Source organism: Vibrio sinaloensis, from assembly GCF_023195835.1.
Taxonomy (GTDB): Bacteria; Pseudomonadota; Gammaproteobacteria; order Enterobacterales; family Vibrionaceae; genus Vibrio; species Vibrio sinaloensis_C.
On the sequence record NZ_CP096199.1, the window covers coordinates 1850113 to 1867333 of the forward strand.

At 44.3% G+C, this 17221-nt stretch carries 8 protein-coding genes; all 8 read right to left on the minus strand.

Features of this window, described 5'->3' with window-relative positions; all coding sequences use genetic code 11:
* Positions 1-57 precede the first annotated feature (57 nt).
* The 8 genes from dpdJ to queC all read right to left on the minus strand — a co-directional run bounded on the left by dpdJ (position 58) and on the right by queC (position 17221).
* A complete protein-coding gene (gene dpdJ / locus MTO69_RS08400) occupies positions 58-4524 on the minus strand; it encodes a protein DpdJ (protein ID WP_248328286.1) in 4467 nt (1488 codons plus the stop codon).
* The gene (locus tag MTO69_RS08405) at positions 4517-5269 is read right to left on the minus strand and encodes a hypothetical protein (protein ID WP_248328288.1); all 753 of its coding nucleotides are present in this window, start codon (positions 5267-5269) and stop codon (positions 4517-4519) included. Before MTO69_RS08405 ends, dpdJ begins: the two co-directional genes overlap by 8 nt.
* Complete coding sequence (gene dpdH / locus MTO69_RS08410; RefSeq protein WP_248328290.1) at positions 5259-8507, minus strand: protein DpdH; 3249 nt, start codon at positions 8505-8507, stop codon at positions 5259-5261. Before dpdH ends, MTO69_RS08405 begins: the two co-directional genes overlap by 11 nt.
* Positions 8504-9454, minus strand: a complete 951-nt coding sequence (gene dpdG / locus MTO69_RS08415) for a protein DpdG (RefSeq protein WP_248328293.1) — start codon at positions 9452-9454, stop codon at positions 8504-8506. Before dpdG ends, dpdH begins: the two co-directional genes overlap by 4 nt.
* Complete coding sequence (gene dpdF / locus MTO69_RS08420) at positions 9445-11949, minus strand: protein DpdF (protein WP_248328295.1); 2505 nt, start codon at positions 11947-11949, stop codon at positions 9445-9447. The genes dpdG and dpdF overlap by 10 nt, the downstream gene beginning before the upstream one ends.
* Positions 11950-11954: 5 nt before the next feature.
* Entirely contained in the window at positions 11955-15116 is a 3162-nt protein-coding gene (gene dpdE, locus MTO69_RS08425) for a protein DpdE (protein WP_248328297.1), read from the minus strand.
* 796 nt (positions 15117-15912) lie between these two features.
* Positions 15913-16536 carry a GTP cyclohydrolase I FolE gene (gene folE, locus MTO69_RS08430; protein ID WP_248328299.1) on the minus strand — a complete coding sequence of 208 codons (624 nt, stop codon included), beginning with the start codon at positions 16534-16536 and terminating at the stop codon, positions 15913-15915.
* A gap of 13 nt (positions 16537-16549) precedes the next feature.
* Positions 16550-17221 (minus strand): 7-cyano-7-deazaguanine synthase QueC, encoded by a 672-nt coding sequence (gene queC, locus MTO69_RS08435; RefSeq protein ID WP_248328301.1) that lies wholly within the window; start codon positions 17219-17221, stop codon positions 16550-16552.

The window sequence follows — 17221 nt, forward strand, 5'->3', positions numbered from 1 at the left end:
TAATCTGCCTCTTCCCGGAAAAGGTTTTCGTCATTATTCGCCTTACCTTTAATTGCGTCACTGCAGGCTCTCCGCCAGTTCAATATTCATTTCAATCAGACCAATTGATGACTTAATCATTGAGATTCTTGGATATACCAACAGCCCATTCATATCTATTACCATGGTGTTGATCAGTGCGGATACTGCGCCAATTTTATGTCTGGATCTGGTTGGGATCACAAGCACTCCCCGCCCCTCTTTGCCAAGAAGTTGCTCCAACTTTTCAGCCCAATCTTCACAACTGTCGTAAGTCACCTTTATTGCTTCATTGACGAGAATACTTGTCAGTAGAAGCCTTTCGGTACGAACTCTTCGGTTGGCGAAACGATTGTAGCTTTCAAGGCGAGCCTGACGAATCTGGTTTCCTCGTGGCCACAAGAGGCCTAAGATGAAATTTCGGTAGGTACTCAACTGCTCAGAATTGTTGTGATGTTTTTTCGCCAATAGATGAGAAACAATAACTAACGGAACCTCCATACCTACCTTATTTTCAATCTCACGCCACTCAGTCAGCAACTGACATAAGAAACTGTCGTTATTGCTATCACTACCTGGTTTAAATACTCGAGAGTGAAGCATTGTGCTCCATGAATGGGAAGTGAAGATACCAGTGTTTGATACAATCCTATTCAGTGTTTTGTTTGCCTCGACTCTTTGTGCATAACCCACGGCTCGACGTAATGCGTCAAATGCGTTAGATATTTCGGGCTTAGATTTTTTTTCATTGAGTAAATGGTAAAGATCAAAATCAACCTGTTCGCTTTCACCTGCGCTAAACATCTGACTGAACTGAGATACTACATTTAGCGGGTCTTTGGCGTACACCTCTTTGAATCGATGGACAATGCCAATGCCACCGACTTCAGATTCGGTAATCCAAACATGTATTTCATCGCCGCTCCAATAATGATCGACGACAACGCTACCTTCGCTCACATCTGGTAATACTTGCAAAATCAAGTTCGATATGCCACCGGAGACCGTTGAAGCCAATACATCTTTTATCCATTCTTGATACTCAGGAGAACCATCATTGTGATTAATTGCATCTAACGCCTGAAGGATTTCTTGCAATCCTGATTGGCTATCAAAGTACTCGACCAACCTTTCTTGAAGAGCCTGTTCTTTTAAAACAATATTGTCATCTTCATCATCGTCTGCAACTAAATTAAAGACTTCTGATGGGATGGATTTCAACAGCATCAACCCAGACGCAGTTGACAGGTGTGCAACCGCATCATCCAGGTTCAAGCCTTGCTCTTCGATCAAGATAGTCAAGGCACAGGTAACACACTCAAACACCCACTTTGCGAAGAAGAAGCGATTTTTGTATACAATATGATGAACGAAACTGTCTTCAATATAGGAAAACCTCAGCGCAAATTTGTTATCTGCAAAGGATGCCATTTGCCTACGCTGCTCATCAGTAAATTGAAAGACCAGTTTTACGCCATCAACCAACAATCTTGCACCGACTGCAACCGGATTGCCATCCAAAACCCAGTTAAATTGAGTCAATGCAACCTCTTGGGTTCGCTTAAATTTGAGCTCCGCGTCAGCACCCGTGCTGTAGCGAATGACCTCTACTGGATTTGCCTCATCATGGGTATAAAATGCTATCTTCGTTAGGATGCCCGCCCAATCACTGTTCTGCGGAACACTGATACTCTCCCCTCGTTCATTAGGTGTCCTAAATTGAGACCTCCATCGAAGCTGCGAATTACTCGTCCCGGCCAAGTTAAAATACTCGCGGGGGTCATTATCGTACCCGGTTGGTATTCGCTGGGTTCTCATCTTGACGGGTTGATATACAGAAATCGAATCACCATCTTCGCTGTAGATATCAGCAATATACACCTGATGCTCTTTGTTAAAAAACGCCTGCTCAATATCGAAATCTACCGATGCATTCACACCCGGATGAGGTAAAAAGTTATCCGGAACCAACCAGTCACTATCGTTGCGGTCATCATAATCAAAACGCTTAGAAACTCGCCCGGGCGCAAATTCCTTTAACGCTGCGAAAATACCCATTTCCTCAGGTTTGTAGAATGGCTTTTCCAATGAACCGCGCTCTAAATTGATATGAATTGATGCTGCGTGCAATTCACTAAACAGGTTAGCCGGAATGAACTCTGGCATAGGGTGCCTTATGTCGTCAATGAGTCCTGCCCATGCTTGTCCATCAAGCGCCCAGTTTGTTTCTAGCTTGTGTAACAAACTCGGCAAAAAATCCATCATTATCGAACGAGGCGAGGCCCATAGGATATGCTGAAGCGCATAACTATCTACCTTAAGCGCTTCCTTCAGATACACCTCCAGATCCGTACTATCTGTTTCAACCCAACGCTCTACGATCCTTTTTATTCTCATGCGAATGGCTTCAGGGACGGTTTTCGGTTCTGCCAAAACGCGCCAAATATTCACCTGGGAGAAAGATTTACTCAACAAATCAATAATGGCCACACTGGCCTGCATTTTCTGCACATGCGCATTATGCACTGGCAAGCTAAATGATTTAACCTTCGGGCTGACCAAATGCTCATACTGCTGAAACGTAACGCGGTCGCGACCATAGTCTGACAAAATGGTGTACATCCACGGTCTAGTTCCCCGCTTTCGACCTGCTCGACCCTTTCGTTGCAAATAAGAGGCTACCCCTCTAGGCGCCTTATGTTGAACAATAGCACCAACTTGCGGGTCGTTAAATCCGACTTCCAATGAGGCTGTAGCCACAACCATCTCAGAATCATTATTTACACCGGTATCTTGGCTAGAAGTTCGACCGACATTTCCCCGGGAGTTTTCCGTCATATCATGGCCAATCTTAGAACTGGCCTCCCAATCTAAGCCTAGACGACTGCGTAACTCCCCCTTAGCGTTATGCATAAAGTCAGGGTGAAGTTTACTTCTTAAAAAGACAAGCGAAGGGACATCTTTAGGCGCCCCCGAGGTTCGCCAACCTTCAGCATCTCGCAACTGATTGTAGAGACGATTAATCACGTCTAGATCATCGGTAAATACAAAGACCTTTTGACCAAACACACCGTCAGACAGATTCTTTCTTGGTCCACGCAAGGGATCCAGCATTCGACTTGTCAACATAGTTGACTGAATGGTCGTTGATAAGAGTGCGGTTTGAGAAACAGGATCACCCTTAAGAGCCAACATATACTCGGCCCCCTCCTCTTCCATCTCACTCTCTTTTGGTTCGATGAGTTCAACATCCTGCTTGTAGGTGCTGGTTAGGTCGGCAAAAAACTGCTCTGCATCATCAAGGGTTGCGGAAAGGCCTACGAAATGTGGAGCAATATTGGAGCGTTTCATCCAACGCTTCAGGAGGTAAGAAACCTGAGCACCACTGGTTCCCTCATAGGTATGTACCTCATCCATTAACACGACTGGGATTGAACAGCCTGTGTCGACTCCAAATAAATGATTGGAACCGTTGTCACTGAGTCGCTGATTCAGCATCTCGGTCGTGGTGAACAAAATATCAGGTGGGGAAGCTTCTATAGACTCGCGCGTTAAACCAATTTCAGATTCATCTATTTTTTTAGAGCAGCGTTCACACTCTAGGCGATTATGAGCCTTACGATAGCGCAACTTACCTTTACAGTTATCTTCCGGACAGGCCATGGTGTTAAACATGGCATTATCTTCTACTTTGCTAGCATAGAAGGTATCACTAAAATAAGTACCGATTTGGATCTTGCGACAGCCTTTCTGCTGGAGATAAGCATCCAACTTTCTGACTTCTGCATAGGTTTCGGAGAACTGGTCCTTCAACAATTCCTTGCGTGGATAGATTGCCAGAATACGCACTCTCGAGCGACTGTCGGTAAGCAGTTGTATCGCCAAACTCGTGATAGCTGGTAAGTAAAATGACAACGTCTTACCACTACCAGTTCCAGAGCAGACGATTGTTGCACTCGGTTTAAATTGCTTCCTAAGGTGCTGGCCATACTTTCTCAAAATGCGTTCCGTAGAACGTACTTGGAAGCCAGACAGATTGTATTTTATCGACCCATTAGTCAGCAATAAATCCAGTATCTTTGACTGCTGTTGGTTGACAAGGCCTTGGGTTTTCCAACGCTGAATCAAACTGTCAGAAGCCTCAGTTCGCATCGGGTAACGGCGGCGTCGGCGAAGAAATCGAAAATCAGAGACTAGCGTCTTGCTTTTCGAGATCGATTGCCCGTGAAACCATTGGCGAGAGGCAACCTGCAACCTGACCGTCTGAGCCATTCTAGTTCGGTAAAGTTTGATCTCATCGTCCTGCTCAGAGAATAGGTAACAAAGCCTATCCATCTCCTGTAGGACTTCCTCGGCTGACAATGGAAACACAACATGTTTGTGAATGATAGCTAGGATCTCTGCTTCAGTGTGAGACACCGAGGTATCCCCCCAAGCCAATAACTCTGTTTCACGTTCTTCAATGTCATCTAGGCAAGACAGCATTACCTTTTTTAGATCAGACATTTGGTGTCACCATAAACTTACTCAACATATTGTTTTCTTTCAGCCAGATGAAAACTTCTTCCGTTAACAAATCCAAGGTTGGGCGGGAAAACTTATAGTTATTTACCGAATTAAAGAATTTCTGCACCGACTCTGGTAGATTGTCGGTATTCATCTGCCTACGCAGTTCAATAAGCTTTTCAACCAATCGGCAGATTTGGGTAAGTTGGTCAGGCTTGAAACTAAAACCGTCGAGTTCCCGACTAAAGCTCTCTAGTGTCAGTTTGTAGCTCTTATACAAGACTTCATTATTGTAGACATCGCGTTGGTTTTCTAAGATCAAATCTGGAACAGTAAAGTCTTTTCGCTTCAAAATCACCCAATCTTGCCACGACTGATCATGGAATTCTGAAAATCCTTTGGCTTTATGCTTAACGCCATCTTCCAGTTGGTATAAAAAGTTATTCTCCTCCTGCAGAGATTTCTCTTTTAATTCCTCCCATGACGCTTGATAGTTTGCCAAGAGCTCAAATATTTTGTCTATGTCCGCAAAGACTTCAGCTTCTGGGTCTATTGGCACACCGCCAAACTGTACCAACTGTTCAACCAGATGTTTCTTATTGGCTTCTACAGTCAAAGTGTCTGCCACTTTACTAAGGCGATTAGCAATCTCAGAGTAACCGTCAACGACACTCCTGTTCTTACTTAGTTGAGCGTGGGTGTCAATCTCCAAATTCAACTGACAGAGTTTTGATTTAAAGCTCATCAATAGTCTCCTTGCGAGCATCCAATTCACGAACTGCTGATTCAATCTCGCTCAGATAGTTTTCAATGTTTTCTCTGAACTCATTCATTCTTTGCCCACCAAGTTCTTCATTGCTACGCTGCAGTCGTGGTAATGCATGCTGCTCAACCGTTGCAAATTCATCGAGCACAAGTAACCATTGGCTTAGTTGCTCACCGTCAATCTTATACAGCGCTTGAAGTTGCTGTAATTCGTCCTTCGATGCGACGAACTTTCGAGCATTCTCAATCAGCGACCACTCATACATACCTCGCAGCTTATTGAGCTTATTTTTTGCCTTTCTTGTGGTGGTTGAATCCGGCATCATATCAGTCTTTATAATGCTGTAGACCTGTTCAAGCGTATCGAATTGCGCCTTAGCATCATCAGAGTTCACGAGTTCAGAAACATAGTTAACAAAGCGGTTTAAGCGCTCAGACACCTCACTTTGTGCCCGGCGATATAGAGTTCTTTGTACTGGTGTAAAAGGCTCTGAGGGGATAACTTCCGACGCCTTGAGGTACTCTTGGTACAAAGGAGCGTCTATACCCACTTCGCTACCGCCTGCTGAGGGTGAATAAGAAATTCTCATCATCCATTCTCCCCTGGTATTATCCCACTCTTTAAGTAGTTCGTTCTGAAGTGCAGCAAAGTCGTCATTGATCGGCGATGGCAATCTGTCGGCAATATGTTCGCTACGCTGAACAAAGAGGTCCAACAATTCTTTCTTCGGTTTGTTAATTCCTAGGGCTAAGGCTAGTCCCTTCTGCTTTGCTAGCAGTTTTGGGGTTTCAGAACGAACGTGAGCAAGGCATTGTTGTATCGCACTTGGGATCCAGTTCGCCATAAACTCCATGTAATACCCATAGTCTTCGAAACCTTTAGCGTAGTTCCAGCCGAGTTTTTTCTTGGCATAGTAGTCATAGCGTACAATGGCAAGAATTTGCTTCTTCAACTGGAAACCAGCATCACTATCATTAAGTTGATCTTCTTTGCATAGTTTCACAACATCCAAGTCAATCGAAGCCACGGATTTTGGTATCAAGATATTTAGTCGGTTATGAGACTTTAGAGCAATATCGAATAGTGATTTATTTCCTGACCACTTGTTGGTGCTTATAACGCCATATCGAGACAGCGTTGCATCGTCAGACAACACGTCAAACAGGTGCTTTCGTATACTATTAGAGGTTGGAGCATCGAGTCGAGAATCTCCGTTGAACCAGTCATCAATTTTGACCTCCAGATCATAGGTTTCGTCACAGACACATTCTGACTTGGGCTTACCACAAGTAGTACATTTAGGCTCTGGCGGAGCTTCACAGATGCACTCTTGTTTAGGTCTTGCGCACTTAGTACAACTCTCTACCTTGTCGCAGGTACATTGCTCGATAAGTTCCGAGCAGTTACTGCATCGTTTCGTTTCAGATGAGTGTTCACCAAATTTATCGGATGGCAGGTTGAACACATCCGCCTGACTGCACGTAATGCTCTCTTGAATCTCATCAAATGGCTGTCTAGCCCCAAAAGTTGAGGCGTAAATGGTTAGGAAATTATCCAACCTTCTGCGCACGATCTCATCAGCAACATAGTGTTTTCTCGACCATTCACGGATAGAGTCAGGCACCCTAAACTCAAATTTAGTGGTAAAATTAGAAGCGGGAAAATCATCATTGATAAAATCAGCTTGGTTGTCTCGAAGAATAGGGATCAACAACTCCTTGATTACCACTCGAGGGTTAAAGCTTTGACTACCTTGTCGATATACCTTGAGCTTGGCTAGGTTGACAATGGCGGTTCTGCTCAATGGAAACAGTGGTGTTCCATCAGAGGATACCCCGAAATCTTCGAGTGCCTTAGCATCCGTTTCTGATAGCTCTTCGGCCGTCTGCCAGATAGGCACACTACTGCTTTGGTTTGTATAGAGAGAGTTGATTTTATCGATCCCCAGGCGCGCCGCATTCAGGTAACGGCCGCAGAAATCTATCAACAGGTCTTCATCATCTTTGTGAGACGAACGTTCCTGCGCTGTAGGGATACGCCATTCGAGTTGCTCATCCCCGGCGCGAGAATGAATACTCTCCTGCCTCTCTCGATAGGTAGCTTGACCAGAGGTCGTTGCGATAACAGACTTCAAGTCACACAGATTATTCTCACCTGCGTAGGTATCTTCCTGAATTAAGCTATCCAGAAGAACGTTATCAATAGCTGAAATAGCAGCCAGATCCTCAATCAGTATGACCAGAGTGCGCCCCTGCGCTTTGAGTGCTTTTCGAATAGAAATGAACAGATCCGGGAATGCACCACTGTTGAACTTAAACAGGCTATTAAAGACCAGTTTACCGGTATTATTTATAGCCTGATTGATGATATTAACTGCAAACAGGGCTCGTTCATTGCTTTCAATATCATCATCGGTAAAGAAACGTAGAGCCTCAAATGCACGGCGTGCATCGACATTAAGGTCATCTAATTCAAATCCAACATTTGCAGATATATTGATATCTTTTATTTCTACTGCATATACCGCATCTGTAACCTCGGAGTAACTTCTTGAACGACTTAAGCGCTCAATCGTGTTGGTTACCGGCTTGTTGTCACCCGACATTAAATGCTGGAACGTACGATCTGAAAAACAAACACCAAGATGCTTAGCTATGGTAGATTTAGACTTTAGCTCCTTGGCTAGTGCGTCATTCCCCGCCTCTCTCTCTGCCTTAGATAACCCCTTAGACTCTTTTGCCAAAACATTACAGGCCTCTTCCAAGTAGGTGAAGAATAAGCGCTGGATTAGCTTCGGTGACAACTCGGAACCAACCGATAGTATATCTTTACGAGCTTTCTCAAACTCATCGCCCTCAAGCCCTTCTAAAAGAAGAGTCAGAACTTGAACCATAGTCGCGTTTTTAGGGATACGAACAATATGCCAACTTTTATCAAGCTCTTGCTGCTTTAACTTAGCGTGCAACCAGCGAACAATATGCGATTTACCACTACCTGATTCACCTACAACAGGGAACGGACCGTTATTGTTAAGTACATAGTTGAGCAGATCAGCCTCGGTTTTTTCGACGACTTTACTTCGGTCATTGAAACTTATTGCTTGCAGACGCATTGGCGAGTGTACTGATAGTAAAAGAGCATCACTAAGTACCTCGGCTTCACTATGAATACAAGCCGTAACATTCTCCCGAGAGGGCCAGTAATTTTTTATGCTCACGATTTGCCCCCTAAGAATTGAATAGTACTGATCATTTTCTCCTGACCATTTGGCAGTGTTAGGCTATGGCGGACAACACTATCCGACTCCAGACTACAACTGATAATGCGCTCTTGCGTTAACCTTTCAATTGCAATACTTAGGCTTGCTGAGAGTTTGACACCTTTTTCAGCAGGCCAGAGAGTAGTATCAAGTATCATCTGTTGCTCTACCAATTCACGGTATTTGCCTTCATCGAATACCGGTAAACAATGATTCAGCTTATTCAGAAAATCATCAAAAAATAGTGAGTTACTACTTTCAAAGACTTGTGGAAGAAAGGTCTTTATGGCACGTGTAGGATCAACAAAGTACTGTTTTTTACCAACTTGCTCTAGAAACCCCATCATATGTGCATAAGCAAAAAAGTTAGGGCGTTCGTTCGAGTTCAGCGACATAGCATTGTCAACAGCATCGCTATTTATAAGGCTTGCAACCAGTTCTCCAGCTTTGGTGCCATCCAGAGGTTTCTGCCCAACAAAGGTGACTTCGTCCACGCAAAGAAAAAAAATAACAAACCGCAAGAAGGGCTCGATGCCATTGCCTTTCAAGAGGTCAAAGTCTTTACTGGCGATCAACTTAAGCAAGCGTTTCGGCAGGTCTCTAGTATTGTCCAATAGGAATGTAGAGCGGACCCCTTGCTCAGTTACGTCCCAAAGTCCTGCATCCCCCCAGAACTTAATCGTTTGCTTAACTTTTTTTGCTGAATCTAAGCGCTTGAACTCACCATTTTCTAGTCGCTCCGTCCCTATGAACAGACTGTTAGGCGCAACCAATGACATCAATGTATCTAAAGGCAAATACTTACCCTCATTTTTGTCATTTTGAGAGAATCTGGTAATTATTCTGTCAACCGCATGTAGGGCTTCGACACTACTTCCCGGGTTAGCGTTGTTTATTATTGACATTGTTCATGCCCTATCTTGTTCATAAAATTAATTAGAGAAATTGAATCACTTTTTGCTTCCCACCATTGACGACTGGGGTGGTTACTATCGGTTAGATTTTGATTAGCGATAAAGTAGTTTTTGCCCTTGGCGTAGATAGGGCTACCAACCTCACCTGAACTACGGGTGTCAGTAACCACCAATGAGTATCGCTCCGGTAATTGCTGGTCATAGTCTTCATCGAGGGCGTACTCTTCCGGTGAAACCCATATCCAAAATCTTGATAGGCCGGCAGGGTTCTGCACATGGACGGCGTTAGCCAGTGACTTTGGTCCGACAATACCGTTAACACCATGCTTGCTGTTTAGCGCAATAAACGCTTGTGATATTGTCTTCTCTATACCCATACTATCGGGGAAATACACGCTTTCAAGCGAAGCTTCACCGCTATTCAGTACGCCGCTTATGTCGCTAAAATACCCCACAGGAATACGCTTGTACCCCTTGCCTTTCGAGCGACACTCGGGGCAACTTCCACATGCCATACTCGGAGCAACGCCATTTAGGCGATACGCTTTTTGAAAAAGATGGCATAGACCTTGTGGGTGTTTGTCTTGCAACCACGTCTGCAACATAGCAAAGCTTTGATTCTGATATCGAAGCTCAGACTGTCTTTGGTTTTCAACCACATCGAGCCAAACCTCTTTGTCCCATTCCCCGCGTTCATCAAGAACCTTGACCGTGATTGAGTTGTAGTAGTTTGCCCAGAATGACTTTGCCTCCTCTGGGTTGTCTGGAGTCTCTTGGTCAATGGACTCGAACAATATTTCAATCAATCCACTTCGCTGCATAAGCAGCAAGGTCAACCAGTTCCAATCGGTCGACCGTTCGGTTTGACGCCCCAAACGCTCTGGGCTAATCCTGAGATCAACATGGTAATGGCGATATTCACTGTCGTGGTGGATCTGCCGCCCATGTTTTTTCATCGTCGTCCAACGCTCGTGCCCAACATCAACGGTAATAATGGCATCTTGGTTCAGGCGCTGCGCTTGAACAAACTGCTCAGGGTGGTAAACCATCTCGCAATAGGCCGCCCTACCATCTCGCCCAGAGCGACCAATTTCTTGATAGTAGCGATCGACATTTTCTGGGATCGATGCATGGATAACACTACGTACATCCCCCTTATCCATGCCGACACCAAACGCAGAGGTTGCAACAATGATATCAAGTTCATCGTCTTGCCATTGGCGTAGGATAACTTCACGATCTGACACTTGGGTTTCCCCATTCACAAGGTGGCACCTTGTTACACCATGCTTTCTAAGCTCTTGCAGTATCCGTTTACTGTCTTCGACCAACGATGTGTAAACAATCATGGGCTTAGGGGACTGCATCACCTTCTCTAAGAGGGTTTCTAGATGATCGTGTTTGACCACTTTGGTCTTAACGGTCAGCATCTCTTGGCGTAGGAAGGAGCCATTAAATATCAAGGGAGTCTGTATACCCGTACAAAACAGCTTCTTGATAGTATTAATATTTCGCTCTGTAAAGGTGGCTGACATCAGTACGGTTTTAATTGAGTGACCAGAGTCCTGCTTAAGCGAGGTGATCAGTGCGCCTACGCGTTGAAAGTCAGGTCTAAATCCAGCACCCCAGGTATCGATTAGGTGCGCCTCGTCAATCACGATATTGGCAATGGCTTTTTTACCGGCTTGCCTAAATAGCAGCGGTAGCAAACTCTTGGTCAAAGATTCTGGAGAAACAAACAATACCTGCTGTTGTCCGGCCTCAATCTGTTGACGAATGGACGTTTTATCTTCTTTGCTCAAGCCGCTATGCCACGAATAATCTTTTACCGTGCCAATGCCTGAAGCCTCCAGTGTTTGCTTTACGCGCTTCGCTTGCTCAATAGCAAGCGAAATAGTAGGGACAATAACCAATGTCAGTTGATGGTTCTGCGAGAACAGTGCGCAGGCATGTGCCACTAAAGTCTTGCCACACCCAGTTGGAAGGTTGACTACAACGGTACTCCCCGGCTCCGCAAGCAAGGTAGTTCTAACCGCCTCTCTTTGTGCGTGACTAGTGTAGTGGGTGTACTCCTCACTCATCTTCAAGGTGAGCGCTGGATCCATTTCTACCCTGTTGATTCTGCGCTTTTCACGCAACTTATATACGTCGCTGTACAGCGGATATTCGAGGTCTATATCCTTTTCCATCACCAAGGCGTTGCGTGCCGCATCAAAATTCAATCCCAATGCCAAGGGGACCGAAAACTGCTCTGAAGTAGGTTTGAAACCAAGACTTAGCGATGGACGTTCTTCATCGGTACACCATGAAAATAGGCAATCCTTAGCCAAGTACCAGAACTCCATTAAGGTGATATCGCCACCTTGCAGCGCATTATGTAGACGCTTAGTGAATTGATTCTCCGGATAGTCGCCCAACTGTTGAATAATATTCTGTATGCCTAATTCAGAAGTAACTTCTGCTAGTCGACTAGTATTCATGAACATTGACATCAACTCCCCTCCAGCAAAATTACTTGCATAGAAAGCAATGTGTGCGAGGCGTGCAATGGGTCAATATGAGGATTTTTTTTCATATACTCAGTGTGCTGTTGTTGCTTACTCGTACGAAAGACCTCATCGATAGCATGCTCCCATGTGGTTTGGGTATAAAACTGCTCAACGTATTCCCATAGATCCGTCACATCCTTACCGGTTTGCATCATCGAAATATTAAAATCTTGGTAGGGAATGGTTATATCCCCAATCAACAGATTACTTGCCGTCTTTGAGTAAGGGGCGTTCAGTAACTCTATGTTTGGACTCGTTGAGATCAAGGCTCCATTCGATTGGTAGGTATTTTGCCTGATCATCGGTGCAGCAACCCTATCCTTAAAGATTTGATTGCTACTCGACCCGTCGTCATAGGTAGTTAACCATTGAGTTTTGAGCACGAGTTGACGTTGAATCTTAGCGCTCACTTTTCGAATCAAAGCACTGGTTACCCCATAAGGCAGTTCGCTAGACAGCGTATAGATAGCGTCTACAAATGGCTGCCCAAGCCTAAAGGGATAAGCCCCTGTCTGCGCACATTTAGAGCGCTCAAGCGACATGGGGTGAGTTTTCGGCGTAATGTACGATGAATTATCAAAGTCCAAGCCGATAACACAGTGCTTGATGAGGTTGTTGACATTAACTCGAGTTCGTTCATGTTGAAATGACAAGGTAAACGAGTCCGGCACACCCCCTCTCGACCGATTAAACATCAGGCCATTTGTAATCCAGTTTAAGTAGTGGGTTGATGACTCATCAAAGCGCTCATCGGCACTCTTAATACGCTCAGAAAACCTTACCGATTCCCGAACATCCAAGGTATCTCGATCCATCGTATCTTGGAGCTCCAACTTACGCAGTTCCGTTCTTACAATACCGTTTTCTCGACTCAGTTCCGTTTCCATTTCTTTGAGTTGTTCATAGCCATGTGACCAAACCCTTGGCCAGGACGCTTGTAGGAACTGATCGATAGGCTCTTGTATACTCGCTCGATACTCTTCAAAGGTACCTATACCATAGCGCAGTACGTCCGCCCATCCACGATAGAAACCCTCACGCGCAGGGATCATGATCATATTCTGAACTGGGCTCGCACCTCGGTTTTGCGCACTGTAGCGATTAAGTCGACCATTTCGTTGCTCTATTCGATGAAGCTCAAGAGGCAGCGAGTAATGGATAGCCAATCGTTTATTCCCTTGCAGATTCAGGCCATCTTCGCCATGTTGATCGCAAACCAGCACAGATACAGAGTCTTGTTGAACAAACGCTGGCTCTATACCTGGTACATGCCGCTCTACTGAGCAACTAAACAACTTATCTAGCACCTTGTAGACACTATCTGCAACAGACGGTTCGCCGCAAAAAACCACGACTTTTCCTGATGGATGCTCTTCTTTCCATTCAATGATGGCATCTTGCAGAGCCTTATCTTTTGCCTTTTGTTCAGCTTTTGCCACATCAAGCATACTCATCCATCGTTCACGCTCTTCACTAGACGTTAGCTGTAAGATCGCTTCGCTCTCTATCTTTTTAGCGAAGAACGCTGGGCTTAACATGAGTGCATTCACCCATGAAAGATAGTTGTGCTCACTCAGTAGAGATGATTTAAGTACGCTCTGCATAGCCCTTAAATCGTCGAGTTGCTGATCAAGCAAAACCTCTGACAAAGGCAGGTTCCAAGTGATCACTTGAGAGGGGTTTAAGCCCGGAAATAGATGGCCAATGCTATTACTCTGCAGCACCCCATTGGAAGAATTACGACGATTTCGCAACATGCGATAATTGGTGGTGTATCTTTCACCAAAATACTTTCTTAGTGCCAATACCGCCGTATTTCTGATGACCGGGTCGACTTCATCATCATTGTAAAAATCAACTAGCGGCTTTACTTCTTCAATATATTTGTCGAGCTCGTTATCTTGCAGAACCAGGTCTTCGATGGCCTCTATTGCATCTTCGATATCATCATCTTCATGGCTTGGGTCAAGGTTTCGGTAGAGAGCCACATAATTCGACTGGTTGGTAATATTCGCTGTCAGTTGCTCGACGCCCCGCTCAGTAAGCGGGTACTTACTTGGCTCTAAACAATGTAGCATAGCAAGGTAGTCGCGCTCACGACCAACAAGGGGGGTACCCGTTAGAAGCAAAGAACATTCAGCAAGCTCTGCAGCCCCCGCGAGATTATTAAAGATGGTACGCTCGTCATCATTTCCAGACCAAGCGAACTCCGAGAGGTGGTGAGCCTCATCAATAACAATCATGGTTGGTGCTTGAGGTTGTTTTTTTAGACCATCCAACTTAGCAAACTGCTTGTTTAAATCTAGAATTTCTTGATATTCACCAATAAAGATAATCTGTTCTGGGTCGAAGTTGTCTCCCAGTGAATCTGAGGCAAGGTCTAAGATATCACCAAGGTGAAAGCGAGTCTCTAGTTCTCTCTTCCACTGTCCCATTAGAGCCTGAGGGGCGATAACAAAGACCCGAGCCTGCCTGCCTTTCTCATTGATGTGGTGGCGAAGTATTAGACCAGCTTCAATGGTTTTTCCTAGCCCTACCTCATCACAAAGTAGATACTTTTGAGTGCTATCACTAAGTACTCGACTTACCACCGCCAACTGGTGACTTTCCAATTCGACGGCACTACCGAGCAAAGCCGGAATAGACTCACATGCGCTTCGTTGATCAATATAAGCATCGAAGAACCGATTCCGCATCTCGGTCAAATAAGGCGACACCGTACACTTAGCTTTTAGGAAATCTTGGGGTTGCATCTTAAGCACGCTGGGAAGATTTGGAACAAACAGGTCTTGCACATCAAATACATCAGAGTAACTACGGCTAAACTTGATCAAGAATTGATCTTTAGGCCTAGCGCCGTCATAAAAGCCCTGTTGCCAGCGCTGCTTTGAACCAATACGGCAAAATACTATCGACTGGAGTTGAATGCTTGCGGTTTGCAACTCAGTCGCCTTGACCGTAATTTTTCCTTCATACGGTTTTTTCGGAGAGTGGAAGAAAGCAATATCTGCAGTCTGTAGCACCGTGTTTATCGCCACTACTTTTCCAATACCATTAAACGCACTATGACTTTTAACCAGCGCCCCCACACGTACTGACGACATAACCACCTCAGATAAAAAATGCAAGCCATACCCACTGCTGCCAATCATTCGACATATGAATATAAAACTAAACGCTTATTTAGGAGAAGTGGAAAGTGTAATAAATGGGGGTCAAAAGTACAAAGAGAACACTGCGTTAATGCGAGGCTAATTTGATGAACATCAAATATAAATGGAAGCTTTGGAGTCCCTTGGAAAAACAATGCTAAAAAAATACAACCGAAAAATATATCTTCGGATTTTATCAATAATTAGCATGCTTTAGGTTTCTAACTAATCAACCAAAGCGATTACCGAGTAAATAGATGAAACATTAGAGTAGTTTGTCAAGTTTGACACAATAAATCGGCTTTGTTGCTTAAATCGTGGAACTAAATCAAGAAGCTACGATCTGGTCGACTACACCTATCATCTTAGCCTCATACCTAAACATCGTTACAAAACAATCAAAGCAAGCATGGTAGACCTCTGTCATCGCCGATTTAGCATCTTAGCCATTGCCACCGCATTACTTTCTCTATGCCCTTGAGAGCGCCACTAAAACAGGGAGGGTTACACAAGAATTTCTAAACTTAGTATTCAAGCTGGAAAAAAATGCCCACTGGCCTCAAGGTTTATGGCAAAAGTGAATGAAAGGTCAAGTCTAAAAGCATGGTACTGACGGAAAGCGTAGAGTCTGGAGAAAGTGACTTACAAATTGAGCATTACTTAGGCCCCAGATCTCTATGAATCAAATCACACACCTCAGGTTAGGTCTGATCTTTTCTGGTTTTTTTGTAACCCAAAGGATAAAACTCTATTTTAGCAGTCTCTTAAGTTTACCTCCGGATTTTACTGTTGTTGTTGAACTGGTTGAGTCCTTAATTCCTCTACTCTTTACACAGTAATGGGTGGCTTCCAACTCCACGTAGATATCATCTACACCAAGAATAGAATGCAATGCACAGTATATCTGAGCGGTTAACCTTTCTTGTACCTGAGGTCTTTGTGCAAAGAACTGAACAAGGCGGTTTATCTTTGATAAACCAATTACCTTGTCACCCGGCACATAACCAACGGTTGCCACACCATCAATTACAACCATATGGTGCTCACATGTACTAGTAAATGAGATATCTCTTACGACAATTTCCTCGTCAACATACATCTTGTTCTCAATGGTAGTGATTTTTGGAAAGTTCTCATAGTTTAAGCCCGAGAAAATCTCATCAACATACATCTTCGCAATTCGATTCGGAGTTTCTGCAAGGCTGTCATCATCTAAATCCAATGACAGTGCATTAAGAATGTCTCTTGCTGCGTTAGAAATGACGTCTAGCTTTTGACTGCGATCTAAACTTGTCTCCTTCATAGGAGTTTCGAGTCCTTGCTCATACAATGCTTGTTGGACTAGGCGCGCTTCGTGAGAAATTTCAACCATAATCTGTGGCTACCTAAATCAGTGAAGAGTAGTGTTCTCGGTTCTTCAGATACTGTGTCAACCCTTCACTTCTTAATTTACATGAAGGGCAATCCCCACAACCATCACCCAGAATACCGTTGTAGCAAGTTAACGTCCTCCCTTTAACTAACTCGAGTTTTCCATATTTGTCTGCGAGCGCCCAAGTTTGAGCCTTATCGAGCCACATTAATGGAGTGACAATTGATAGATCGTATTCCATCCCTTGCTTCAATGCTTGTTGCATCGATTGAATAAACGCATCTCTACAATCTGGATAACCAGAAAAATCGGTTTCACATACCCCTGTGATAACAGCCTTTGCACCAATTTGATAGGCATAAATACCTGCAAGAGTTAGAAAAAGAATATTACGACCGGGAACAAAGGAGTTGGGCAATCCATTGCTCTGTAGGTCATGTGATACCGGTATGTCATCTCTAGTTAAAGAACTAATCGCGAGTTCGTTCAATAGGGAGACGTCCAATACTTTGTGTGCCTTAACACCCAATTCTTCACATATTGATTTGGCTACCTCAATTTCCAGTTTGTGCCGCTGACCATAATCAAAAGTGATTGCATGGATTTCATCGTACTCCGTCAGTGCTTTAACCAAACACGTAGTAGAGTCTTGACCACCGCTAAATACTACAACTGCTTTTTTCAT